Annotated in this window: 21 protein-coding genes and 1 pseudogene; 12 read left to right on the top strand and 10 right to left on the bottom strand. The window is 71.1% G+C overall.

Annotation, left to right across the window (positions count from 1 at the left end):
- Positions 1–73: 73 nt before the first annotated feature.
- Positions 74–1,060 carry an ABC transporter substrate-binding protein gene (locus GVL03_RS13940; RefSeq protein ID WP_235038176.1) on the bottom strand — a complete coding sequence of 329 codons (987 nt, stop codon included), beginning with the start codon at positions 1,058–1,060 and terminating at the stop codon, positions 74–76.
- A 168-nt stretch (positions 1,061–1,228) separates the two neighbouring features.
- On the opposite strand from GVL03_RS13940, the gene GVL03_RS13935 reads away from it, so the two are divergent.
- Genes GVL03_RS13935 through GVL03_RS13920 form a run of 4 tightly spaced genes read left to right on the top strand, consistent with a single transcriptional unit; the run spans position 1,229 to position 5,380 of the window.
- Entirely contained in the window at positions 1,229–1,693 is a 465-nt protein-coding gene (locus tag GVL03_RS13935; RefSeq protein WP_159501610.1) for a MaoC family dehydratase, read from the top strand.
- Positions 1,690–3,303 (top strand): AMP-binding protein, encoded by a 1,614-nt coding sequence (locus GVL03_RS13930; RefSeq protein WP_159501609.1) that lies wholly within the window; start codon positions 1,690–1,692, stop codon positions 3,301–3,303. The genes GVL03_RS13935 and GVL03_RS13930 overlap by 4 nt, the downstream gene beginning before the upstream one ends.
- On the top strand, positions 3,300–4,196 hold the full coding sequence (locus GVL03_RS13925) for an amidohydrolase family protein (protein WP_159501608.1): 897 nt from the start codon (positions 3,300–3,302) through the stop codon (positions 4,194–4,196). The genes GVL03_RS13930 and GVL03_RS13925 overlap by 4 nt, the downstream gene beginning before the upstream one ends.
- Positions 4,193–5,380, top strand: coding sequence for an acyl-CoA dehydrogenase family protein (locus GVL03_RS13920; RefSeq protein ID WP_159501607.1), 1,188 nt, complete (start codon positions 4,193–4,195; stop codon positions 5,378–5,380). The genes GVL03_RS13925 and GVL03_RS13920 overlap by 4 nt, the downstream gene beginning before the upstream one ends.
- A gap of 48 nt (positions 5,381–5,428) precedes the next feature.
- On the opposite strand, the gene GVL03_RS13915 is transcribed toward GVL03_RS13920, so the two are convergent.
- The 4 genes from GVL03_RS13915 to GVL03_RS13900 form a co-directional block, all read right to left on the bottom strand.
- Positions 5,429–6,160: a DUF1345 domain-containing protein gene (locus tag GVL03_RS13915; RefSeq protein ID WP_159501606.1), complete on the bottom strand. Its 732-nt coding sequence runs from the start codon at positions 6,158–6,160 to the stop codon at positions 5,429–5,431.
- Between the two features lie 102 nt (positions 6,161–6,262).
- Positions 6,263–7,303, bottom strand: coding sequence for an ABC transporter permease (locus tag GVL03_RS13910; protein WP_159501605.1), 1,041 nt, complete (start codon positions 7,301–7,303; stop codon positions 6,263–6,265).
- Positions 7,300–8,355 (bottom strand): ABC transporter ATP-binding protein, encoded by a 1,056-nt coding sequence (locus tag GVL03_RS13905; protein ID WP_159501604.1) that lies wholly within the window; start codon positions 8,353–8,355, stop codon positions 7,300–7,302. Before GVL03_RS13905 ends, GVL03_RS13910 begins: the two co-directional genes overlap by 4 nt.
- A gap of 69 nt (positions 8,356–8,424) precedes the next feature.
- On the bottom strand, positions 8,425–9,411 hold the full coding sequence (locus tag GVL03_RS13900; RefSeq protein ID WP_159501603.1) for a glycerophosphodiester phosphodiesterase family protein: 987 nt from the start codon (positions 9,409–9,411) through the stop codon (positions 8,425–8,427).
- A gap of 166 nt (positions 9,412–9,577) precedes the next feature.
- Here GVL03_RS13900 and GVL03_RS13895 point away from each other — a divergent pair, with 166 nt between their 5' ends.
- The 8 genes and pseudogenes from GVL03_RS13895 (at position 9,578) to GVL03_RS13865 (ending at position 19,195) form a co-directional block, all read left to right on the top strand.
- On the top strand, positions 9,578–10,489 hold the full coding sequence (locus GVL03_RS13895; protein ID WP_159501602.1) for a Bax inhibitor-1/YccA family protein: 912 nt from the start codon (positions 9,578–9,580) through the stop codon (positions 10,487–10,489).
- Positions 10,490–10,604: 115 nt separating this feature from the next.
- Positions 10,605–11,216 (top strand): ROK family protein, encoded by a 612-nt coding sequence (locus GVL03_RS13890; RefSeq protein ID WP_235038175.1) that lies wholly within the window; start codon positions 10,605–10,607, stop codon positions 11,214–11,216.
- On the top strand, positions 11,149–11,484 hold the full coding sequence (locus GVL03_RS22360; protein ID WP_235038174.1) for an ROK family protein: 336 nt from the start codon (positions 11,149–11,151) through the stop codon (positions 11,482–11,484). The genes GVL03_RS13890 and GVL03_RS22360 overlap by 68 nt, the downstream gene beginning before the upstream one ends.
- A gap of 109 nt (positions 11,485–11,593) precedes the next feature.
- The gene (locus GVL03_RS13885) at positions 11,594–12,817 is read left to right on the top strand and encodes an ROK family transcriptional regulator (RefSeq protein WP_159501601.1); all 1,224 of its coding nucleotides are present in this window, start codon (positions 11,594–11,596) and stop codon (positions 12,815–12,817) included.
- A gap of 115 nt (positions 12,818–12,932) precedes the next feature.
- A complete protein-coding gene (locus GVL03_RS13880) occupies positions 12,933–14,294 on the top strand; it encodes an extracellular solute-binding protein (RefSeq protein WP_159501600.1) in 1,362 nt (453 codons plus the stop codon).
- Positions 14,295–14,298: 4 nt separating this feature from the next.
- Positions 14,299–15,230, top strand: a pseudogene (locus tag GVL03_RS13875) (carbohydrate ABC transporter permease).
- Entirely contained in the window at positions 15,227–16,102 is an 876-nt protein-coding gene (locus GVL03_RS13870) for a carbohydrate ABC transporter permease (RefSeq protein WP_159501599.1), read from the top strand. Before GVL03_RS13875 ends, GVL03_RS13870 begins: the two are co-directional and overlap by 4 nt.
- A gap of 63 nt (positions 16,103–16,165) precedes the next feature.
- Positions 16,166–19,195 (top strand): glycoside hydrolase family 38 C-terminal domain-containing protein, encoded by a 3,030-nt coding sequence (locus GVL03_RS13865; RefSeq protein WP_159501598.1) that lies wholly within the window; start codon positions 16,166–16,168, stop codon positions 19,193–19,195.
- Between the two features lie 121 nt (positions 19,196–19,316).
- On the opposite strand, the gene GVL03_RS13860 is transcribed toward GVL03_RS13865, so the two are convergent.
- The 5 genes from GVL03_RS13860 to GVL03_RS13840 all read right to left on the bottom strand — a co-directional run bounded on the left by GVL03_RS13860 (position 19,317) and on the right by GVL03_RS13840 (position 25,103).
- A complete protein-coding gene (locus tag GVL03_RS13860; RefSeq protein ID WP_159501597.1) occupies positions 19,317–20,732 on the bottom strand; it encodes a glycosyltransferase in 1,416 nt (471 codons plus the stop codon).
- A gap of 81 nt (positions 20,733–20,813) precedes the next feature.
- Positions 20,814–22,394, bottom strand: a complete 1,581-nt coding sequence (gene guaA / locus GVL03_RS13855) for a glutamine-hydrolyzing GMP synthase (protein WP_159501596.1) — start codon at positions 22,392–22,394, stop codon at positions 20,814–20,816.
- On the bottom strand, positions 22,391–22,939 hold the full coding sequence (locus tag GVL03_RS13850) for a DUF3817 domain-containing protein (protein WP_159501595.1): 549 nt from the start codon (positions 22,937–22,939) through the stop codon (positions 22,391–22,393). Before GVL03_RS13850 ends, guaA begins: the two co-directional genes overlap by 4 nt.
- 186 nt (positions 22,940–23,125) lie before the next feature.
- A complete protein-coding gene (locus GVL03_RS13845; RefSeq protein WP_373683844.1) occupies positions 23,126–23,950 on the bottom strand; it encodes an SURF1 family protein in 825 nt (274 codons plus the stop codon).
- 37 nt (positions 23,951–23,987) lie between these two features.
- Positions 23,988–25,103 carry a GuaB3 family IMP dehydrogenase-related protein gene (locus GVL03_RS13840; protein WP_159501625.1) on the bottom strand — a complete coding sequence of 372 codons (1,116 nt, stop codon included), beginning with the start codon at positions 25,101–25,103 and terminating at the stop codon, positions 23,988–23,990.
- Positions 25,104–25,153 lie beyond the last annotated feature (50 nt).

The raw sequence follows: 25,153 nt of genomic DNA, 5'->3' as shown, positions 1-25,153 counted from the left end.
GCTCCTCTCTGGGGGGTGGTGCGCCCCGGGCTTCGGGTCCGGGGCGCACCATGACGATCGGTCGGTCAGGGCGTCAACGCGGGACCTGATCCCAGACGACCTCGTCGTAGGCGATGGGCGTCTCGAGCAGCCCGAACTCGACCAGCGCCGGCGACCAGATGTCGTCGATGTCGCCGACCGGGAAGTCCGGCTTGATGTTCGGGAGCACGATGTTCGCGACCTGCTCCTCGCTGAGGCCGGAGAACGAGGGCGTGATCCGACGCACCTCCTCCGGGTTCGCTCCCGCATACTCGAGGGACCTCGTCAGAGCGTGCTGGAGTCGCTCGAAGAGCTCCGGACGCTCATCGATCTGCGTCTGCATCGTGTACCAGACACTCGTCACGAGCGAGTGCTCGGGGGCGAGGATCTGGTACGGGCTGGAGATGCTCGCGAACCCCTCCTCCTGGAGCGCGGTCGAGAACGGCTCGGGACCGACCATCGCGTCGACGTCGCCGTTCTGAAGGGCGGTGTAGCCCTGTGCGAACGGAAGCTCGACCCATTCGACGAGGGACGGATCGCCTCCGTCGTCGCTGACGGCGAGCGAGCCGAGCATCTCGGCGAGGCCGCCACGCGCGTTCAGCGTCACCTTCTTGCCCTCGAGGTCCTTCGGACGCTCGATGCCGTCGCGCACCTGGATGTGGTGCACGTCCTTGCCCGGGATGCCCGTCGACGCGGTGCCGGGCGCGATGATCGTCACCGGCTGGCCCTTCTCGCGGAACTGCAGGGCCAGCGGGACCGCCGTGAACGCGAAGTCGTACTGCCCCGAGGCGACGGCGGCGATGATCTCCGCCCCGCTGTTGCCGGTGTTGATGTTGAGCTCGATGCCCTCGTCCTCGAAGTAGCCCTGCTCGATGCCCAGGTACAGAACGGCGATGTCCACGACGGGGACGACACCCACCTCGAGGGTGACCGTCTCCTCGGCGGGATCGTCGCCTGCCTCGGCGGCGGGCTGGGCGCATGCGGTGAGGGCGACGAGTGCAGCGGTCGCAAGCCCGAGGGTCGTTCCCCAGCGGCGGTGCATGAGTTTCACTACTCCTCCTTGAATAGCTCCGGATCGGACACCTGCTCTGGAACCCGACTTCGGCGAGTGTACATCAGGCGTACATCTGGCCACAATACGTGCATATCTGTAATCATGGGTGACCAAGCGAACGCTCGATCGCTCGACGAATCAGCACAAAGGAGTGGCATGAACGTTTCCGAGAAGGTCTCCGTCCCGATCTCAGAGGTGGCCGGTCTGCACGGCGCGGACTTCGGCCCCTCCTCCTGGCGGACCGTGACCCAGGAGGAGGTGAACCTGTTCGCCCGCGTCACGGGGGATCCGAACCCGATCCATCTGGACGCGGACTTCGCCGCGGGCACACCGTTCGGGCAGCGCATCGTGCACGGCCTGCTGACGCTGAGCCTCGTCGTCCCGCAGCTGGACGAGGTCTTCGAAGTCACCGGGGCGGGCATGGGGATCAACTACGGTCTCAACCGCGTGCGCTTCCCCGCCCCCGTGCCGGTCGGCGCGCGCATCCGCATCCGAGGCACCGTCTCGTCCGTCGTCGAGATCGACGGCGGCTATCAGCTCGAGGTGCCCGTCACCTTCGACGTGGAGGGCTCGGAGAAGCCGGCGTGCGTCGCGGAGTTCGTCCTGAGGCTCTACCGATGACCTTCCACGGCCGGCACAGCGACGTGTGGCATGCGATCTCCCTCGCCCTCCCCGAACGGATCGCCATCCGGGATGCGGGCGGTGAGGAGTGGAGCTACGCGCGACTCGCACAGCAGTCGGGTTCGCTCGCTCGCACCCTGCGCTCCCGCGGCCTGACCGTCGGCGATCCGGTCGCGATCCTTCTCCACAACCGGCCGGAGTTCATCATCACGCTCTTCGCCTGTCTCGCCGGCGGATTCGTCCCGGTGCCTTTCAACTATCGATTCCGCGCCGCCGAGATCGCAGACCTGTTGGACGACTCCGGGGCACGTGCCATCGTGCATCCGACATCGCTGAACGCCGTCGTCGCCGAGGCGATGGACCTCGCTCGCGACGAGCCCGAGGCCATCGCCGTCGACGACGCCGCCGCAGCACCCGTGGCGGGCACACGGTGGCAAGACGCGGTCGAGGGCGCGACACCGCTGCCGCCCACCGCGCCCGATGGCGAGCTGTGGCTCTACACGGGCGGCACGACCGGACGTCCGAAGGCGGCCATGTGGGATGCGCGGGACATGTTCGAGGCGCAGAAGTACTCGATCTACGGGCTCAGCGACCTCGACGAGCCCGTAGATCTCGACGACGCCGTCCGGATCGCGGCGGCCACGAGCGAGCGGTTCATGGTCACGCTCCCTCTCGCGCCCTTCATGCACGGCACCGCGCTCTTCGCCTCGATGAACGCCCTCGCACTGGGCGGGACGGTGCTCACGACCTCCTCCGCGCGGCTGGATGCGGACGCGGCGGTCGAGCTGGCGAACCGGTGGGGAGCCACCAGGCTCATCGTGGCCGGCGACGCCGTCACGATCCCGCTCGTGGAGGCCGCCGAGCGGACGGCGACGAGACTTCGCACAGTGACCTCCGTCCTGAGCTCCGGAATGCGTTTCAGCCCCGACGTCAAACGGCGCCTGCACGCGATCGCCGACGTTCAGATCTTCGACATGCTCGCCTCCACGGAGGCGGGCGCGTTCGCCGTCACGACGACGACCGGCCCGGGCGACCTGCCGGGGCGTCCGCGACTGCTCCCGCACGCGACCGTGCTCGACGAGGATCTGGAGGAGGTCCGGCACGAGGTCGGAGCCCGGGGGCTGCTCGCGCTGCGCGGCGCCATGCCGAAGGGGTATCGCGGGGATACGGCGAAGACCCGGGAGACGTTCCCCACCATCCGCGGGCGGCGTCACGTCGTCCCCGGCGACTGGGTGCGGGTCGAGGAGGACCTGCACATCGAGCTGCTCGGGAGGGGAAGCTCGGTCGTCAACACGGGAGGCGAGAAGGTCTATCCCCTGGAGGTCGAGGAGGCGCTGCTGTCCCACCCCCTCGTCGACGACGCGGTCGTCTTCGGGATCTCCGATCGGAGATTCGGCGAGATCGTGGCAGCGGTCGTCGCCACCCCCGAGCCCGGCTTGGCGGTCGAGGACCTCATCGCCCACATCGATCCGCTCATCGCCGGCTACAAGAAGCCGCGGACCATCGCGCTCCGGCCGAGCCTGAACCGGACGCCGCACGGAAAGATCGACCTCGTGCGGTTGCGCGCCGACGTCCAGGCCGGGTCGAGCGCCCCGAAGGAGACAGCATGACCATGCCGACCATCACCATTCCCGCGGGTCTGCGCGGGATCGACACGCACGTGCACATCGAGGTCGACGACAGCGGGCGGCGAGCGCTGCCCGACGAGCTGCTGGACGCGATGGACGCGTACTTCGGAAAGTCGGAGACCGCGCTCACCGTCGACGAGACCGCGGCGTACTACCGGGAACGCAACCTGATGGCCGTCGTCTTCACCGTCGACGCGACGACCGCCTTCGGCCACGGGCCGAGCCGGATCGACGACATCGTCGCGGGGGCCAGGCGCCACCCCGATGCACTCATCGCCTTCGGATCGGTCGATCCGCTGCAGGGCGAAGCCGCGATAGACGAGATGCACAGACAGGCCGAGGATCTCGGGGTGCGCGGCTTCAAGTTCCACCCGACGGTGCAGAGCTTCGACCCCTCCGACGATCGGCACGTGCCGCTCTTCTCCGCGATCGAGGAGCGCGGCCTGCCGATCATCGTCCACACCGGCCAGACGGGCGTGGGGGCCGGCACGCCGGGCGGCTCCGGCCTGCGGCTCGGTCTGTCCAACCCCCTCCTCCTCGACACCGTGGCGGCGCGCCATCCGCATCTCACCGTCATCCTCGCCCACCCGAGCGTGCCCTGGCAGGACGAGGCGCTCTCGATCGCGACGCACAAGAGCAACGTCTACATCGATCTGTCGGGATGGTCGCCGAAGTACTTCAGCGAGAGCCTCGTGCGGGCCACGCGGACCTATCTCCGCCACAAGATGCTCTTCGGCTCCGACTTCCCGGTGATCGCCCCCGACCGCTGGCTTCGCGACTTCGCCGCGCTGGAGCTGGGCGACGACGTCGAGCGGCGAGTGCTCAAGGAGAACGCGCTCGGAGTCCTCGATCTCGTCGAGGAGGTGCCCGCATGACCGCCGGCGACCCGCGTGCCCTCGAGTATCCGGGGGATCTGCTGCGCTTCGCGGACGACCTCACCGCGGCCGAGCGCGCCAAGCTGACGCTCCTGCGCGCGCACCTCGACCGGCATGTCGCGCCGATCCTCGTGGACGCGTGGGAGAGTGCCCAGACGCCCGCTCACATCCGCGCGCCGCTTGCGGAGCTGCGGCTCGTCGACGACCCGTCCGTGATCGACGGGAGCGGCCGATGCCGGGCGATCTACGAGGGGTTCCGGACGCTGGAGCTCGCCCGCACCGACCTGGCGGTCTCCATCCTCTACGGCGGTCAGGTGGGGATGTTCCGGACCGTCGTGAGGGAGGGCGGGTCGCCCGAGCAGGTCGCCGCCTGGGACGACGACATCGTCGCCTTCCGCATGACGGGCTGTTTCGCCCTGACCGAGCCGGATCACGGATCGGACATCGCACGGGGCATCGCGACCGCCGCGCGCCGCACCGAGTCGGGCTGGGTGCTGAACGGGCACAAGCGATGGATCGGCAACGCCACCATCTCGGACAACCTCCTCGTCGTCGCGCGGGAGGAGGGGGCGGATCGCGTCCTCGCCTTCGTCGTCCCGTCGGCATCGGCGGGCATCTCGATGACCGTCATCGAGCACAAGGCCGCGCTGCGGGCGGTGCACAACGCCGACATCCGGCTCGTCGACGTCGAGGTCGCCGAGGAGCGACGCCTCGCGAGGATCGAGTCGTTCGACGACATCAACCGGGCGTTCCGCACCCTGCGCCCGGACATCGTGTGGAACTCCGCCGGCATGCAGCTCGGCGCATACGAGGCGGCGATCGAGTACGCCTCCGTCCGGCAGCAGTTCGGGCGGCCCATCGCCGGGTTCCAGCTCGTCCAGGACAAGCTCGTGCGGATGGTCGCCAACATCGCCCAGACGCTCGCCCTGGCCGTCAGGACCACCACGCATCCGGTCGCGGACGACGTCTCACCGAGCATGCTCAAGCTGATCGCCGCCGATCGGCTCCGCGAATCGGTCGCGCTCGCGCGCGAGATCGTGGGCGGCAACGGGCTGCTGCTCCCCCATCGGGTGATCCGGTTCTTCGCGGACGCCGAGGCGGTCTACACCTTCGAGGGCACCCGGGAGATGAACACGCTCATCGTGGGCCGCGCGCTGACCGGGCTCAGCGCCTTCACCCGGTGAACGGGTCCTGCGCGCCTCGAGGCACGAGCCGACGCAGCCGCGCCCGGTTCACCCGCCGAGGAAGAGCACCGTGATCAGCATGGCGATGATGACGGTGTTGAACGCGAACGACACCAGGGTGTGACCGGTGACGAGCCGGCGCGCCGTCGTGGTCTCGAGCGAGACGTCGGAGGTCGAGAACGTCGTCTGGACCTGCACCGCGAGGTACACGTAGTCCGCGAAGACCCGAGGGGTGTCCGAGTCGGGGAAGTCGAGTCCGCCCAGGGCCGCGTCCAGGCGGGCGTAGTGCACCGCGTACGCGACGATCGTCACGGTCCACGAGGCTCCGACGACGAGGATGCTGAACCAGACGGTGACCGGCTCCTTCAGCAGGCCCGGCCACAGCGTGAAGACGAGCACGGCCGCGATGGCGATCATCGACCACTGCACCGCGATCGTGGGCCCGGTGCCCGAGACGATCGCCCCCAGCCTGCCGAATCGCCCGCGCGGGGTCGAGCCGTTGAGCACGACGCGCAGCCGGTCGCCGTCGAGCCGGCCGAAGACGCGCAGGGTGTGCACGAGGTAGGCGATCGACGAGGCGGCGGAGAACGCGAAGATGCAGGTGATGCCCATGTCGACCCGCACGACGCCGTCGCGGGCGATCAGGATGACGACGGCGGTGATGAACGCCGTCACCGTCCCGGCCGTCGTTGCCAGCCCCAGGCGCACCACGTCGGACGCGAAGCGGGGGACGCGGCCGTCCGCGGTCGGCGGCGGAGAGGGCGAGGTCGGTTCGCTCACGAGCCCACCTTGCCATCGAACGGGCTCATCGTCGCGCTTCCGAGGAGACGGCCGCCGCGGAGTGACGGATGCCGCGGGGTCACGGTGCGCCGCCTCCGGGTCTCAGGCCACGCGGGTGCCGGGCGGAAGCCTGCGGGCCGGTGTGCGGGTGCGCGCCCACCCGCCCCACAGGAGCAGGCCCGCGACGACGAGCTGCACCCCGAGCCCCACGAACCAGCTCGGCAGGAGCCCGTCGGTCTGCTCACGCACACTCGGATAGTCCTGGGCGTCGGCGCACCCGTCGGACCAGGTCTCGGTCTCGGGCACGACCTGCGCCATCCGCACGCCCGACGCGATCTGCCCGAACAGGTCCGTCGGGTTGCCGTAGGCGTCGTACGCGGTCGGCGTCGCATCGGCGATGATCACGAACGGGTTGGCCGCGAGCACCCACCAGACCCGGTCGAAGCGCGGCACCTCATAGGTGTAGGTCTCCCATCCGCTGCACGCGTAGTCGGTGCCGCTTCCCTCGTAGGTGATGTACCGGGAATGGGACTCGACCTCGGTGCGGACCGCGGCGCCGCCGAGCCCGAAGACGATGAGCGTGCCGATCACGAAGGCGGCGACCACGAGGTAGGTCGACGCGATCGAGAAGAGCGGGCGGGCCAGCAGGGCGCTGAGCCCCACCCCGATCGCCGCGAAGACGCCGATCTCGATCACGAGGACGAGCAGCGACACGGCGAGCGCGGCCGGCGAAAGCCCCCCGGCGATCGTCGCGACGGCGAGGAAGGGCACGGCGACGGCGAGGAACGCGAGCCCCGAGACCCAGGCGGCGACGAGCTTGCCCAGCACGATCTCGCCCGTGGTCGCGAGCGTCACCTGCACGGGGGCGAGCGTCGCCTGGTCGCGGTCGCCGTTCACGGCGTTCCCGGCGACCGTCGGCGAGACGAGCACGACGAGCAGCAGCACGACGTAGACGATGACCGAGTAGATCGCGCCGCCGGCGCCCGGTCCGGATCCGCCCATCCACGAGAACGCCAGGAACGACAGGGCGGTCACGCCCAGCAGGATCGCCGCGAACACCCCCAGCAGCACGTACCAGGCGACCGAGCGGACCCGCTGGGTCAGCTCGAGCGTGACGATCGTCCACAGCCGCGCGAGGTTCATGCCCGTCCCTCCGGGGGTGTGCGGTCGCCGTCGGCGGGGGCGCCGGGATCCGGCGCGGGAGGGTTTGGCTCCGGCACGGGAGGGGCGGGATCGGGAGCCGTCCGCCCGACGTCCGGAACGGGATCGGGCACCGGCGAGCCGCCGAGGTCGAGGAACGCCTGCTCGAGGCGCCCCACCGCGGGGGCGAACTCGACGACCGGGAGCCCCGCCTCGATCAGCGCCCGCAGGCCGAGGGCCGCGGCGTCCTCCCCCGTGAACGCGACGACGAACGCCTCCCGGTCACGGGCGATGTCGTCGGGGCGCAGTCCCAGCGCTCCCGCGATCGTGACGACGGATGCGGGCTCCCCCGCCGTGCGCACGCGCCAGGGTCGCGCACGCTGCGACGAGCCGGCCGCCCCCGGATCGCTCACCGAGCGTCCGGCGACCACGAACACCGCGTCGTCGACGAGCTCCTCCAGCTCCGCCAGGACGTGACTCGAGACGAGCACCGTGCGCCCGGCGGCCGCGAAACCGCGCAGCAGCCGGCGCAGGTCGATCCGCGCCTGCGGGTCGAGGCCCGAGGCGGGCTCGTCGAGCAGCAGCACCTGCGGGTCGTGCACGAGCGCGCGGGCCAGCCCCAGCCGTTGCTTCTGCCCGCGCGAGAGCACCCGCGCCGGGGCGTCGGCGAGCTCGGCGAGGCCCACGTGGGCCAGCAGAGCCGAGGCGCGGGCCGCCGCATCCGCCTTCGTCATGCCGTACAGCCGCGCCGACACCGCGATGGTCTCGCGGGCGGTGAGCGCAGGCCAGGCGCCGAGCGCGTCCGGCATCCAGCCGAGCAGGCGGCGCGCGCCCGCCGGGTCGGACACCGGGTCGACGCCCGCGATCCGGATGCTGCCCGCATCCGGGCTCAGCAGCGAGGCGAGCATGAGCAGCAGCGTCGTCTTGCCTGCGCCGTTCGGGCCGATCAGCCCGGTCACGCGGCCGGGCTGCGCCGTCAGGGTGATGCCCCGGACCGCATCCACCGAGCCGAAGGAACGGCGCACGTCGACGACATCGATTCCGGGTGAGGTCACTCGGTCACCCTATGCACTGCACACCCGCGAGGGGAAGCACCCGCCCGCGAGGGGAGCGCACGTCGCCGCTCAGCGGAAGAACGCGACCCCGAGGTCGGGGTGATCGACGAACACGCCGTCGAGGGCGGCGTCGCGGAGGATCGCCCATTCCGCCTGCCAGTCGCCGAAGGCCGCCGGCTCGCCCCCGGCGCGGAACTGCCGGGCGAGGAACCGGTTCTCGGGCCGGCAGGTCCACGTGTACACCCGCAGGCCGCGCGACCGCGCGTCGGCGACCACGGGCGCCGGTCCCGTGACCCGGCCGAGCTTGTTCGGCGCGAGGATCAGCTTCTTGTCCAGGCTGATGCCGTCGACCTGCCCGACCAGACGGTCCAGGCCCGCCGGCGACACGATCTCACGATAGGTGGGCGCATCGGCGCCACGGCTCAGCAGCAGATCGACCGGGGCGCCGTCCGCCTCCACCAGCTGGATGTACGTTCCCGGCAGCCCTCGCTCCCGCAGCCGGGCGAGCACCGTCGGCTCGAACGACTCGACGACCAGCGGCGCCGCCGCATCCGCCCATCCGGACGCGACGAGGTCGCGCTCGATGAGCGGCACGGGATCGAGGCCGATCGCGGCGAAGTACGCGGCGTGCTTGACCTCGAGCACGAGCCCCACGCGGCGGGGCGCCGCATCCAGGATCCTGAGCAGGTCGACGAGGCGGAGCACCGGCTCCTCGCCGTCGTGCGCCGCGCTCGCCGCGCGGATCTGCGGCAGCCGCTCGCGGCACCGGAGGGTGGCGAGCTCCGCCCAGGTGAAGTCCTCGGTGAACCACCCGGTCTGCGTGCGACCGGCGAACTGCTTGGTCCGGCGCAGATGGGCGAACTCCGGGCGATCCGCGACATCGGTCGTCCCGGAGATCTCGTTCTCGTGCCGGACGACGAGCACGCCGTCCCTCGTCGGCACGACGTCGGGCTCCACCGCATCCGCGCCGCTCGCGATCGCGAGGTCGTACGAGGAGCGGGTGTGCTCGGGGAGGTGGCCGGGAGCGCCGCGGTGGCCGATCACGAGGGGAGGCATCGCGCCCAGCGTATCCGCGCGGACCATCTCGGGCGCACGCTGCGGCGACCGCATCCGCGCCTCAAAGCTCACTCACAGCCGCCGGCTTCGCACCCGCGGAATTACTCGGATATCGTGGGTTGACGGCACCGTGCCGTCACCCGATACCTGGAGTGTGATCAAGCCGATGGCTTCGTCCAACCCCGCGTTCAACAATCCGGCCTTCCAAGACCCGCGCGCCGTGAAGTCCTACCCCGGCGGATCGAACGCCGCGGGGATCGGCCTGACTCCGCCCCCGCCCGCCTCGCAGAAGGTGGACGTGGGCACCGAGGCCCGCCTCGAGGGCGCGTACGCCGGCCCGCCCGCCGGCGCGGTCGAGACCGGTCGCATGACCGTCGAGGACACCGTCCACAAGACCCTCGCCCTGTTCGCCGTTCTCGTCGTCGGCGCCGTCGCCGGGTGGATCTGGACGATGGCGGGCGTCACGACGGCCAACCCGAACCCGTCGGTCGCCCCCATGCTCATCGGTGCGCTCGTCGGCTTCGTGCTCTCGATGGTCGTCATCTTCGGCTCCCGCAAGAAGGTCCGCCCCGCGCTGATCTTCGTGTATGCGGCGTTCGAGGGTCTGTTCGTCGGCGGGATCTCCGCGTTCTTCGAGTTCATGTGGCCCGGCATCGTCGTCCAGGCGACGCTGGCGACCCTGGCCGTCGTCGGCGTGACCCTGGCGCTCTTCGCCAGCGGCAAGGTGCGCGCGTCGAAGAAGGCCACCAAGGTCTTCATGATCGCGATGATCGGCTACCTCGTCTTCAGCCTGCTGAACGTCGGCCTGATGCTGTTCAACGTCTTCCCCGCCGACCAGATGTTCGGGCTGCGCAGCGCGACGATCTTCGGCATCCCGCTCGGCCTCATCATCGGCGTGCTCGTCGTCATCATGGCGGCCTACTCGCTCGTGCTCGACTTCGACTCGATCCAGCAGGGCGTGCGCAACGGCGCTCCCCGCCAGTACGGCTGGATGGGCGGCTTCGGCATCATGGTCACGGTCGTCTGGCTGTACCTCGAGATCCTCCGCATCCTCGCGATCCTCCGCGGCAACAACTAGTCGCAGGGTTCGCACGAAGGGGTCGTCCGGTCGGGCGGCCCCTTCGTCGTTCGTGCGGGCGGACGGCGAGCGCCCTAGGATCGGTGACCGTCCGCTCGACAAGAAAGCCACGGCCATGTCTGAAAGCACCCCTCCCGCGTTCGTCCTCGCCGTCGACATCGGCGGCACGAAGGTCGACGCCGCGGTCGTCTCCGCGACCGGCGCCCTGCTGCGCGAGACCCTCACCCGCCGCCCGACCGGGTCGCAGTCCGACCGTGCCGCGATCGCGGCGAGCATCCGGGATGCCGCGCGGACAGCGCTCGCCGCGGCGCCGCTCTCGGCGCGGATCGCCGCGATCGGCGTGGGCAGCGCCGGTCCGATCGACCTCCCCACGCGGACGATCTCGCCGCTCAACCTCCCCTCGGCGCGGGGACTCGGCATCGACGACCTGCTCGGCGACCTCCTGCCCGGCGCGCCGATCACGCTCGCCCTGGACGGCACCTGCATCGCCCTCGCCGAGCACTGGCTCGGCGCCCTCGTCGGCGCGGACGACGCCCTCGCGCTCGTCGTCTCGACGGGGATCGGCGCCGGGTTCATCGCGGGAGGCGCGCCCGTCCGGGGACGCACCGGGAACGCCGGCCACCTCGGCCAGGTGCCGGTGCGCACGCGCGACCCGCTCGGTGGCCTGGGCGCGCGCCCAGGGGTGGACCGGCACGACGGGGCAGGAGCTCGCGGTCTCGTACCGTGACGCCGACCCGGTCGCCGTGGCCGCCGTGGCGCGGTCGGCGGAGGCCGTCGGCGAGGCGATCGCCATCGCGACGACCCTCTACGACCTGGACGCCGTCGCCATCGCCGGCGGCTTCGCCCAGGTCGCCGACGACTACGTGGAGCGGGTGGCCGCGGCGGCGCACGCGGCCGCGCCGCACCCGTACGGGCGAGGCGTCCGCATCAGCGGATCGACGCTCAGCGGCGACGGCCCGTTGCTGGGGGCCGCAGCGCTCGCCCTCCGCGCCTGAGCCGCCGCCCGCGCGCGGCAGACGACCGCCCGACCCCGCGAGCGCGGCCGGGTCGGCGCGTACGCTTTACCCGGTACCGGTGGACCGTCGTCGTCGGAGAGGAGCCGCTGTGCGCACGGGATCGAACCTGCCCGCCGTGGGCACCTACAACCAGACGCTCGTGCTGGACCTCATCCGCCGCGCCCCCGAGGGGCTCAGCCGCGTCGAGCTCGCGACCCAGACGGGGCTGTCGGCGCAGACGCTCAGCAACGTCACGCGCCGGCTGACCGAGGATGGCCTGATCGCCGAGGGCGGCAAGGTCATCTCCGGCCCGGGCAAGCCGCGCACCCTGCTGCGGCTGCGTCCCCACGCCCGCTTCGCGATCGGGGTGCACCTCGATCCGGCGGTCGACGCGATCGTCGTGGTCGACATGGCGGGTGCCGTCGTGGCGCACGCGGAGCATCCGCCGGGCCGGTCGAGGGATGCGGGACGGCTCATCGCCTCGATGGGCGACGCCGTGCTCGACATCATCGATCGATCCGGCATCGACCGCACCCGCATCCTCGGGGTCGGGGTCGCCGCCCCCGGTCCGATCGATGCGGGCGCGGGCCGGCTGATCGATCCCCCTCTGCTGCCCGCCTGGCACGGCGTCGCCCTGCGCGACGACCTCGCGAAGACGATCGGGCTTCCGGTCGTGCTCGAGAAGGACGTGACCGCCGCCGCGGTCGGCGAGCTGTGGCTCGACCGCGGCTACGACGTCGGCGACGCGATCTTCCTGTACTACGGAGCCGGCATCGGCGTGGGGATCGCGATCGGCAGCGTGCCGGTGCGCGGCGTCACCGCGAACGCGGGCGACATCGCCCATCTCAACGTCGACCCCGAAGGCCCGCGGTGCGAGTGCGGGATGGCGGGATGCCTCGGCACGACGCTCGAGCCCGACACCCTGCTGCGCGAGGCGGGCGTGCGCACCGGCCCCCCCGATCCGGACGCGCTCCCCATCGATCCCCGACCCGAGCTCGACATCCTCCGCGGCCTCGCCGAGGACGGCGACGAACGCGCGCTCGCGGTCATCGAGACGACCGCTCGTCGCCTCGCCCGCGGGCTCGTCCAGCTCGACAACATGCTCGACGTCGGGGTGGTCGTCGTCGGCGGCCCCGTGTGGGCACGCCTGTCGCAGGTCCTGCGCGAGCCCCTGCGCCGGTGTCTCGTCTCCGACACGGCGGTGCGGACGCTGCATCCGCTGCGCCTGCGCGACTCGCGTCTGGGCGCGGATGCCGCAGCCGTCGGCGCCGCATGCCTTCTGCTCGACGGGGCGTTCACCGCGCGCCCGTCCGATCTGCTCATCACGCAGTAGGCCCGACCCCCGAGCGGCTCGTGACCGAATCGACACTTGACCGGATTAATCCATTTGATAGATTTATCCTGTTCGGCGCTGAGACGGCGCCGTCAGCCAGCAAAGGAGCAGGGATATGCGACACAGGAGACTCGGCGTCCTCGCCGTCGTCGCGACGACAGGCATTGCTCTCGCCGGATGCGGTTCGTCCGGCGCACCGGCGGGAGACGAGACCGGAGAGCGCACGATCACGGTCGTCTATCAGAAGACGTCGGCGTTCCACCAGCTCGACGACCTCTTCCGGAAGGTCAAGCCCGAGTTCGAGGCCGCCAATCCCGGGGTCACCGTCGACCTCCAGCCGATCGAGTCCGAGGACGAGTACTTCACCAAGCTCGCCCTGATGAACGGCTCGGCCGACACCGCGCCCGACGTGATCTACGAGGACACCTTCCAGATCCGCTCGGACGCGGCTGCCGGCTACCTCCTGCCGATCGACGACCACGTCGCCGAGTGGGAGGACTGGGATCAGTTCTACGATGCGGCGAAGGAGGCCGGCCTCGGCGACGACGGTCTCACCTACGGCGTCTCGATGGGCACCGACACCCGCGCGATCTACTACAACAGGGACATCTTCGCGGCAGCGGGCCTGCCGACCGACTGGCAGCCGACCGGCTGGGACGAGATCCTGGACGCCGCCCGCGCGATTCAGGAGTCGGACCCCGACGTCATCCCGCTCAACATCTACGGCAGCAAGGCGGCCGGCGAGCAGACGTCGATGCAGGGCGTCGAGATGCTCGTCTACGGCACGGACTCGACCCTGTACGACACCGACTCGCAGAAGTGGATCACGGAGTCGACCGGACTCACCGACGCGTTCGGCTTCTACGAGGACCTCTACGCCGAGGACCTGGCCACGCCGCTGGACCTCGCACTCGACACCACGATCGGCAGCCGCGTCTCGACCGAGCTGCTGCCGCAGGGCAAGGTCGCCATGGCCGTCGACGGCTCCTGGCTGCCCGGGGCCTGGATCGAGGGCGACAACGCGTGGCCCGAGTGGGAGGAGACCATCGGTCTCGCCAAGATGCCGACACAGGATGGCGACGAGCCCGGCTTCACCTCGATGTCCGGCGGTTGGACCCTGGCCGTCGGGTCGCAGACGGACTATCCGCAGACGTCCTTCGACTTCATCGCCATGGCACTGAACCAGGAGAACTCGCTCAAGTACGACACCGAGAACAGCCAGATCGCCGTGCGGGCGGACGTCGCCGAGTCGGACGACTACCTGTCGTACAACCCCACCTTCGCGTTCTTCTCGGACCTCGTGCAGTACACGCACTTCCGCCCCGCGACGCCGGACTACTCGCAGATCTCCAGCGCTCTCCAGCAGGCGGTCGAGTCCGTCATCACCGGCGATGCGACCGCCGAGGAGGCGACGGCGGCCTACGACTCGTCGCTCACGAAGATCGTCGGATCGTCCCAGGTGCAGCAGGGCGACTGAGTCCATGACGACCACCTCCCCCCGCCTGTCCTCGACCCCTCGCCGGGTCGGGGGCAGGCGGCGCACCCTCCGGGCGCTCTCGCAGTCGACCCCGCTGATCCCCTCGCTCATCCTGCTGGTGATCTTCCTCGTGGGCCCGATGGTCTTCGCGCTGTGGGGATCGCTCACCAACACGGCGCTGACCGGCTATCGCGCGGCGAGCCCCCAGTTCATCGGTCTCGACAACTACGTCGCGCTCTTCTCCGACGCGGACTTCTGGAACTCCGTCCTGCTGACGCTGGTGTTCGTGTTCTTCTCGGCGATCGTCGGCCAGAACGTGCTCGGGCTCGCCCTCGCCGTCCTCATCCGGGCTTCGGCGAAGCCGGTCTCGACGATCGTGGGAACGCTCGTCGTCGTCGCGTGGGTGCTGCCCGAGATCGTCGCCGCCTTCGCCCTGTACGCCTTCTTCTCCTCCGACGGCACCCTGAACTCGCTGCTGACCTCGGTCGGGCTCGGCGCGGTCAGCTGGCTCATCGAGTACCCGATGATCGCCGTCATCCTCGCCAACGTCTGGCGGGGCACGGCCTTCTCGATGCTCGTGTACGGCGCCGCCCTCGGCGAGGTCCCGCCCGAGATCATGGAGGCCGCCCAGATCGACGGCACCAACTCGGTGCAGCGGTTCTTCCTCATCACGCTCCCCGTCATCCGGCGGTCGATCGCGACGAACCTCATGCTCACCACGCTGCAGACGCTCGGCACGTTCGGGCTGATCTGGGTCATGACCGGCGGCGGTCCCGGCACCCGCAGCTCGACGCTGCCCGTCCTCGCCTACCAGGGGAGGCCTTCCGGTTCGCGCAGGTCGGCTACGGCACGGCCATCGCCGCGGTGACGATCGTCCTCGGCGCAGTGTTCGCGGCCATCTACATCAAGATCCTGAAGCCCGAGGTGGAATCATGACCGCCACTCCCGTCGCCGTCCGCCGTCCGCGCCGACCGCTCTCGGTCGCCGCGCCCTCGCCGAGACGCACGCGCTGGCTCGCCAGCACCATCCTCGCGCTCGTCGGCGTCGTCTTCCTCGTGCCGATCGCGTGGATCGTCTTCTCCGCGATCGACCCCGCGGCGACCGTGTCGGTCTCGATCCCCTCGGGGCTCACGCTCGACAACTTCGCCGAGGTCTTCACCTTCTCGCAGACGCTCCGACCGCTGTGGAACTCCGCGCTCATCTCCTTCGGCACCGCGCTGCTGACCGTCGTGGTGGCGGTGCTGGCGGCCTACCCGCTGTCCCGGTTCAACATGCGCTTCCAGCGCGGCTTCCTCTACGGCGTGCTGTTCGGCTCCTGCCTGCCGATCACGGCGCTCATGGTGCCCGTCTACGCGATGTTCGTGCAGATGAAGCTGCTCGACTCGATCGTCGGCGTCATCCTGTTCATGGCGGCCACCTCGCTTCCGATGGCGATCTGGATGCTGAAGAACTTCATGGACTCCGTGCCCGTGTCCCTGGAGGAGGCGGCCTGGGTCGACGGCGCGTCCGCCATGCGCGCCCTCTGGCAGATCGTGCTCCCGCTCATGCGTCCCGGCATCGGGGTGGTCTTCATCTTCGTGTTCACGCAGGCCTGGGGAAACTTCTTCGTCCCGTTCGTCCTGCTCTTCAGCGCCGAGAAGATGCCCGCGGCTGTCGCGATCTTCACCTTCGGCAACCACGGCGCCGTCGCGTACGGCCAGCTGGCGGCGTTCGCGATGCTCTACTCCGTGCCGATCCTGGTGCTGTACCTCGTCATGCAACGCGTCACCGGCAGCTCCTTCGCCCTCGCCGGCGGCGTCAAGGGCTGAGCGCTCCCCGCCTTCTCCGATCCCCCATCCCGTCCCCGTCCCCCGAGCAGAGGTCTCTTCGCCATGCACGACCGCACCCACCTGATCGAGATGCGCATCGACCGCTTCATCCGCGAACGGCTGCTGCCGGCCGTCTACCGTGCGCACGCGCCGCTGGCGGTCTCCGCCTGGGAGGCGCCCGGCGAGCCCGTCCCGTTCGCGGAGGCGAAGGATGCGGCGTACACGCCGTTCGCCGTCGGCACGCCGTGGGGACGCCCCTGGGGCACCACCTGGTTCGCGGTCCGCGGCGAGGTCCCGGCCTCCTGGCGCGACGCGTCGGGCGCGCTGCCCGCGGACACGCACGCCGAGCTGGTCCTCGATCTCGGCTTCACGGCAGGTCAGAGCGGCTTCCAGGCCGAAGCGCTCGTCTGGGGCCGGAACGGTGTGCCCATCAAGGGCGTCTCGCCGTTCAACCAGGCCGTCCGCGCGGCCGTCGACGGGGACGGCCGCGTGGATGTGCTCGTCGAGGCCGCATCCAACCCGGATGTCGGCAGTCTCTTCACGTTCGAGCCGACCGCGCTCGGCGACCCGGCGACCGCGGGGGACGCGTCGATCTACGTGCTGCGCACCGTCGAGATCGGGCTGCTCGACGTGCAGGTCTCCGAGCTGCTCGCCGACACGATCGCCCTGCACGGGCTGGCCGCGCAGCTCGACGCCTCCGCGCCCCGTCGTGCGGAGATCCTGCGGGGACTCGACCGGATGGTCGACGCCGTCGACCCCGACGACGTGTCGGGCACCGCCCGGGCGGGCCGCGCCGTGCTCGCCGATCTCCTGCGACGACCCGCGCACGCGAGCGCGCACACCCTCCACGCCGTGGGGCACGCCCACATCGACTCCGCCTGGCTCTGGCCCGTGCGCGAGACGGCCCGGAAGGTGTCGCGCACGTTCTCCAACGTGCTCGCGCTCATGGACGAGGACCCCGACTTCGTCTTCGCGAGCTCGTCCGCCCAGCAGTTCGCCTGGGTGAAGGAGCTCTACCCGACCCTCTGGGAGAAGCTCGTCGAACGCGTGCGCGAGGGCCGCTTCATCCCCGTCGGAGGGATGTGGGTCGAATCCGACACCAACATGGTCGGCGGCGAGGCGATGGCCCGTCAGCTGCTGGAGGGCAAGCGGTTCTTCCTCGAGGAGTTCGGCATCGACACCCCGGAGGTCTGGCTGCCCGACTCGTTCGGATACACCGCGGCGCTGCCGCAGATCATCCGCGCGTCGGGCTCCAAGTGGTTCCTCACGCAGAAGATCTCGTGGAACGAGACGAACCGCATGCCGCACCACACCTTCCTGTGGGAGGGCATCGACGGCACCCGGGTCTTCACGCATTTCCCTCCGGTCGACAAGTACAACTCCGACGTCTCGGCCGAAGACCTCGCGCACGCCCAGCGCAACTTCGCGGACAAGGGCCGCGCGAGCGTGTCGCTGCTCCCCTACGGCTACGGCGACGGGGGTGGCGGACCGACCCGCGAGATGACCGCGAGCGTCGCCCGCACCGGTTCGCTCGAAGGCTCCCCGATCGTGACGCACTCCACGCCGGCGCGGTTCTTCGAGGCCGCCGAGCGCGAGTACGTCGACCCCGAGGTGTGGGCGGGCGAGCTCTACCTCGAGTTCCACCGCGGCACCTACACGAGCCAGCTGCGCACGAAACAGGGCAACCGCCGCAGCGAGCACCTGCTGCGCGAGGCGGAGCTGTGGGCGGCGACCGCGACCGTGCGCACCGGAGTCCCTTACCCGACCCAGGACCTCAAGCGGCTGTGGCGGCTCGTGCTGCTGCAGCAGTTCCACGACATCCTCCCGGGCACCTCGATCGCCTGGGTGCACCGCGACGCCGAGCGCAACTACGCCCGCATCGCCGAGGAGCTGACGCGGATCATCGAGACGAGTCTGCGGACGCTGGCCGGGACGGGGTCGCGGACCCTGCGCGCCAACGCGACGCCGCACACCCGGTCGGGCGTGCCGGCGCTCGCGATCGCCGCGGCGCCGGATCCCGTCGCCGCTCCCGTGCGGCACGAGGACGGATCGTTCGTGCTCGACAACGGCATCGTGCGTGCGGAGATCGACGACCGCGGCCTGATCGTGTCGCTCATCGACCTCGGGACCGGCCGCGAGACGGTGCCCACCGGGCAGACGGCCGGCCTCTTCCAGCTGCACCGCGACACCCCGACCCAGTGGGATGCGTGGGACATCGACGAGCACTATCACCGGCACGTGACCGACCTCGTCGAGCTCGACAGCATCGCCGTCGACGGCTCGGCGCTCGTCGTCGTCCGCCGGTTCGGCTCGTCGCAGCTCGTCGAGAGGGTCACGCTCGACGAGGGCTCGCGCACCCTCCGCCTCGCGATCGACATCGACTGGCACGAGCGCCAGAAGCTCTTGAAGCTCGCGGTGCCGGTCGACGTGCACACCGATCGCGCCGCATCCGAGATCCAGTTCGGTCACATCGAACGCCCGACGCACACCAACACGTCATGGGATGCGGCCCGCTTCGAGACCGTGGCGCACCGGTGGGTGCGCGTCGCCGAGCCCGGCTTCGGCGTCGCGGTGACGAACGACTCGACCTACGGCCACGACATCACCCGGCACGCGCGGGCCGAGGGCGGGACGTTCTCGATCGTGCGGCTGTCGGTCATCCGCGCCGCGCTCTTCCCCGACCCGCAGCAGGATCGGGGAGAGCACCACATCGAGGTCGGCATCGTCGTCGGCGCCGACGTCCACCGGGCCGTCGTCGAGGGGTACCGCGCGAACATCCCCGACCGGATCGTCGAGGAGGCCGCCGCGACCGAGGTCGCTCCCCTCGTGTCGGTCGAGGACCCCGGCGTCGTGATCGAGGCGGTCAAGCTCGCCGAGGACGGCAGCGGCGACGTCGTCGTGCGCCTGTACGAGTCATTGGGGCGCCGCACCGAGACGCGTATCGTGCCCGGCTTCGCCGCATCCGGATCCGTGGAGACCGACCTGCTCGAGCGCGCGACGGAACCGGCCGCACTCGGGACATCGGATGCCTCCGGCGCCGAGCTCACGCTGCGCCCGTTCCAGCTCGCGACGGTACGGATCGCGCGGGCCTGACCGTTCGGAAACGTCGGGGTCGTCCATCCGGGCGACCCCTTCCGCCCTCTCGAGGCGGTCGGCGTCACGACGTACCGCAGCCGCCTCCGGATCCAGAGCCGCGGCGCCGCCTCCGGAAGACTCAGCGGCGCGGCTCCCGACCCGTGCCCGAACCCCCCGAGGCCGTCCGGCGGCCGGGACGCGGCCGGGGCTCGTCGAGAGCGACGCGCACGGCGTGCCCCAGCGCACGCATCGACGCCGCGGAGTCCATCGCCGCCGCGGCGGCGCGAGCATCGACCGCCATCGCGTCGCGCGTCGCACGGTCGCCGAGCAGCCGGGTCACGGCGCCGGTGAGCGCATCGACGTCTCCGTCGGGAACCAGGATGCCGCCGCCTCCGGCGAGTATGTCGCGCGGGCCGTAGGGCACGTCGTACGCGACCGCCGGGACTCCGTGCGCGAGCGCCTCGCCCAGCACGAGACCCTGGCCCTCGTTCGTGCTCGCCAGCACGAACACGTCGGCATCTGCCCACGCGTCGGAGGGATCCGCGGTGTGCCCGTGCCATGTCACCGCGTCGGCCACGCCGAGCTCGGCCGCGCGCGCCTCGAGCCGCGCGCGCTCGGGGCCGTCCCCGTGCACGTGCAGCCTCGCGTGCGGCAGCTGCCCGAGCACGCTCGCGAGCACGGCGAGCACATGGTCCACGCGTTTGCGCGCGATGAGCGAGCTCATGACGATGATCCGTCCGGGTGCGGGACGGTTCGAGGCGAGCGACGGCGCGGGATGCGGCACCACGAACGAGCGGATGCCCCCGCCCACCCGTCGCTCGACATCCGCCCTCTGGCTCGGCGTGAGCCAGAGCACTCCGTCGAACCGATCGGCGACGGCGAGCCATCGGCTCCACGCGTCGTCCATCGGCGAGTCCCATCTGTAGGGCGGCAGGACGTGGCAGGCATGGGTCGTGTGCAGAACCCGCACCGAGGGATCCAGCAGCGGCTTCCCCTCGGCGACCAGGAGCTCGCCCAGCTGGCGCGCCTCGCACAGCACGACGACCGGCCGCGCACCCTCCGCCGCGAGGGCGTCGATCCACGCGCGGTACAGCCCGCCGAAGCCCGGCACCCAGCCCGCCGGCCGCTCGCCGTCGACGTCCCATACGACGACGGGCTCGATACTGAGGTGCCATGCCGGGTCTCCCGCGATGACGGGGAGCTCCAGGACCGTTCGACCGTCGGCGGCCGCGATCGCGCGGGTCGGAGCGGTCGCAGCCGGTGCCGGCAGCGGCAGCGCTGCCGCACGCAGCCAGTCCGCATCCGCCCGCACGTCGTCGAACAGGTTGCGCAGGTCGTCCCCACGGGCGATCAGGCCCCGTCCCACCCACTCGTGCCGAGCTGCGTCGTGGTCGGCCGTCTCGCCGGGGTCGACCGTCAGCAGTCGCACCCGGGCGCCGGATGCCGCCATGTCGCGCGCGCGCCGCAGCACCGAGATCGTGAACCCGCCGTCTCGATCGGGGACCAGCCGACTCGCCAGCAGGAGGTAGTCGGCGTCGGGAAGCTCATCGGTCACCCGACCATCCTCCCCCACGCCACAGGCACGGGCCGGCTCGCCCGAGGTCCGCGCCCGCACGGAGCGCTCAGGCCACCGGGCTCACTCCCACTCGATCGTCCCCGGGGGCTTCGACGTGACATCGAGCACGACCCTGTTGACATCGCGCACCTCGTTGGTGATGCGGTTCGAGATCCTCGAGAGCACGTCGTACGGCAGTCGCGTCCAGTCCGCGGTCATGGCGTCCTCGGACGACACCGGGCGCAGCACGATCGGGTGCCCGTACGTGCGGCCGTCGCCCTGCACGCCGACCGATCGGACGTCGGCGAGGAGCACGACCGGGCACTGCCAGATCTCGCTGTCGAGCCCCGCCCTGGTCAGCTCGGCGCGGGCGATGGCGTCGGCGTCACGCAGAATCTCGAGGCGGTCAGCGGTGACCTCGCCGACGATCCGGATGCCGAGGCCGGGGCCCGGAAACGGCTGGCGGGCGACGATGGCCTCGGGCAGCCCCAGCTCGCGGCCGATCGCGCGCACCTCGTCCTTGAAGAGGGTGCGCAGCGGCTCGACGAGCTCGAACTGGAGGTCCTCCGGGAGGCCGCCGACGTTGTGGTGGCTCTTGATGTTGGCCGTGCCGGCGCCGCCGCCGGACTCGACGACGTCGGGGTACAGCGTGCCCTGCACGAGGAAGCGGATCGGCTCGCCATCCGCCGCCGCCTCGGCGACGAGCTCGCGCTCGGCGGCCTCGAACGAGCGGATGAACTCCCGGCCGATGATCTTGCGCTTCTGCTCGGGGTCGCTGACGCCCGCGAGCGCGTTCAGGAACTGCTCGCGGGCGTCGATCGTGACCAGGCGCACGCCCGTGGAGGCGACGTAGTCGTTCTCGACCTGCTCGCGCTCGCCCTTGCGCAGGAGCCCGTGGTCGACGAAGATCGCGGTCAGCTGGTCGCCGACGGCCTTGTGCACGAGCGCGGTGGAGACGGCGGAGTCGACGCCGCCGGAGAGCGCCGAGATGACGCGGGCGCTGCCCACCTGGGCGCGGATCTTCTCGACCTGCTCGGCGATGACGTTGCCGCTGTTCCAGTCGGCGGGGAGCCCGGCGGCCTTGTGCAGGAAATTCTCGAGCACGGCCTGGCCGTAGTCGGAGTGCTTGACCTCCGGGTGCCACTGCACGCCGTAGAGGCCGCGGGCGTCGTTCGCGAAGGCGGCAACGGGCGTCGCCGCGGTGCGGGCGAGCACGTCGAAGCCCTCGGGGGCGCGGGACACCTGGTCGCCGTGGCTCATCCACACGTTCTGCTCGGGCGGCTGGCCCTGCAGGAGCGTCCCCTCGGTGACGATGGTCGCGTCGGTGGCGCCGTACTCGCGCAGCCCCGTGTTGGCGACCTCGCCGCCGAGGCTCTTGGCCATCACCTGGAAGCCGTAGCAGATGCCGAGGGTCGGCACGCCGAGGTCGAAGACGCCCTCGTCGAGGCGCGGGGCGCCGGGCTCGTAGACCGAGGAGGGTCCGCCGGACAGGATGATGCCGACCGGGCTCTTGGCCGCGATCTCCTCGGCGGTCGCGGTGTGCGGGACGATCTCGCTGTACACCCCCGCCTCACGGACGCGGCGGGCGATCAACTGCGCGTACTGGGCGCCGAAGTCGACGACCAGGACGGGGCGCTGGGAGGTTTCGGTCTGCTCGGTCACCGGGGGCTCTCGGTCGTGGGGGCGGGGGCGGATGGCACGGATGGGGGTGCTGCGGATGTCTCCGCCTCCGCCTCACGGCGGACGAGGTAGCCATTCACGTCGCGGCCGACACGGGCCTCCATGAAGAACGACAGCAGCGGCACGACGCCGCCGAGGGCCAGCAGCAGGAAGCGCCGGAGCGGCCAGCGCATGAGGCTCCAGACGCGGAAGCATGCGAAGAGGTACACGACGTAGAACCAGCCGTGCGCGACGAGGATGAAGAGGGAGATGTTGAAGCCGTCGAGCGCTGTGGAGACCATCTCGCAGCCGTCGCTGCCGGGGAGGAACAGCGAGTGCCACTGGCACTCCGGCCCCGCGATCACCTGGGCGAACCAGAGGAACCCGCCGGATCCGCCCGCGAACAGCTCGACGTGCAGCGGGGTGTACTTCAGGACCATCTCCGTGACGAGCAGCAGAAGGCCGATGCCGGTGATGATCGAGCAGATCTGATAGAACCGCAGCGCCCCGCGGATCGCCGGGAACGAGGCGAGCTTCGGCTGGGGCATGCCCTCCATCCTACCCGCGGGTCCCCGCAGCTGCCGCGCCCGCCCCCGCTCCGGAAGGACCGCGAGACTGCACCGGAGCGCCGAGACCGTGGGGCAACCCCGCTGTCTCGGCGCCCACGTGCAGTCCCGCGGTCCGAGGTGCCGAGGCCTGCCGGGCCACGAGGCGCGGCCGGGCGGCGGGACGCGTCAGGATGCGGTGTCGGCGAGCTCCTCGAGCTCCTCGACCTCCCTCTCCCACGCGTCCTTCGCGAGCCGGTACCAGAGGTAGAACGCGAAGCCCGCGAAGATCGCCCACTCGGCCGCATAGAAGAGGTTGAGCCAGTTGACGGCGGAGCCGGCGTCGGGTGCCGGCGAGTGGATGTCGACCAGGCCGCCGGAGGGGTCGTCGGCGACGACGAACTGGCGGTAGACGTCGAGCCCGTCGATGTCGTGCCAGCGGCTCAAGAGGGCGGCGGGTGACATGCGGGTGAGATCCCACGGGTCGGCGTCCAGCGGCGGGACCGGGCCCTCGTCGGCGATGATCCGCCCGGTCATCTCCTGGACGGTGCCGTCCGCCCGGGCCGACAGCTCGGCCGCCGCGGCATCCGCCTCCTCGCGGGTCTCGGCCCAGCCGACCGCCACCGCGATCGAGGCGGGCGTCGCCCCCTCGATCCGGAGCTGACCGGTCACCCAGTAGCCCTCCGCGCGGTCGTTGAAGCGGGACGACACGACGATGAAGTCGCCCGGCACGAACGCACCGGTGACCGCGATCCTCTGACCGATGAGCGGGTCGGTGAGATACGAGCCGGGCTCGACCACATCGCTCAGCGGCAGCACCTGCTCCGTCGCGCCCTCTTCGCGGGGATCGGTGTCGATCGATCGCGCGAGCTGCCATTGCCCGAGCCACGCGAAGATACCCGCCACCACGAGGCACAGCAGCAGCATCGCGATCCAGCGCGGCCGCACCATGACCTCTCGCAGCGTCGGCGGGAAGTGCTCCGGCACGGATGCCGCGGCATCCTGCTCGCTCACAGAGGTCACCTCCCGTGCCACCGGACGACGATGGGCATCAGCGGCCGTAGGGCGCCACGACCACCTCGACGCGCTGGAACTCCTTGAGGTCCGAGTAGCCGGTCGTGGCCATCGACTTGCGGAGCGCCCCGATGAGGTTCGCGGTGCCGTCTGCCACCGGCGCCGGGCCGTACAGGACCTCCTCGAGCGAGGCGACCTGGTCGACCCGCACGCGGCGACCGCGCGGGAGCTTCGTGTGGTGCGCCTCCGGCCCCCAGTGGAAGCCGCGGCCGGGCGCGTCGGTCGCGCGCGCGAGGGCGACGCCGAGCATGACCGCGTCGGCGCCCATCGCGAGCGCCTTGACGATGTCGCCCGAGGTGCCGACGCCGCCGTCTGCGATGACGTGCACGTACCGGCCGCCCGACTCGTCGAGGTAGTCGCGACGCGCCCCCGCGACGTCGGCGACCGCGGTCGCCATCGGGGCGTGCAGGCCCAGGGTCGCGCGCGTCGTGGACGCCGCGCCGCCGCCGAAGCCGACCAGCACGCCGGCGGCGCCCGTGCGCATGAGGTGGAGCGCCGCCGTGTAGGTGGCCGCTCCCCCGACGATCACCGGCACGTCGAGGTCGTAGATGAACTTCTTGAGGTTCAGCGGGGCGGTGACCGACGAGACGTGCTCGGCCGACACCGTGGTGCCACGGATGACGAACAGGTCGACGCCGGCGGCGACCACCGTCTCGTACAGGTCCTGCGTGCGCTGCGGCGTCAGCGAGCCCGCCACGGTGACGCCGGCGGCGCGGACCTCGGCCAGGCGGTCCCGGACGAGTTCGGGCTTGATCGGCTCGGCGTAGAGCTCCTGCATCCGGCGAGTGGCGTCGACGTCGGGAAGACCCGCGATCTCGGCCAGCAGCGGCTCGGGGTCGTCGTAGCGGGTCCAGAGCCCCTCGAGGTCGAGCACGCCGAGCCCGCCGAGCTGACCGAGCATGATCGCGGTGCGCGGGCTCACGACCGAGTCCATCGGCGCGCCGAGCACCGGGATGTCGAAGCCGAAGGCGTCGATCGACCATGAGGTCGAGACATCCTCGGGATTGCGCGTGCGCCGCGACGGCACGACGGCGATGTCGTCGAACGTGTACGCGCGGCGGGCACGCTTGGCGCGGCCGATCTCGATCTCCATGCTCACCCTCCCAGCCTAGCCGGGACGCCCCGGCGCGCCGTCTCCCCGCC

The organism is Microbacterium sp. 18062 (assembly GCF_902706225.1).
In the GTDB taxonomy this organism is placed as follows: domain Bacteria; phylum Actinomycetota; class Actinomycetes; order Actinomycetales; family Microbacteriaceae; genus Microbacterium.
This window is presented reverse-complemented; position numbering and strand designations above follow the sequence as displayed.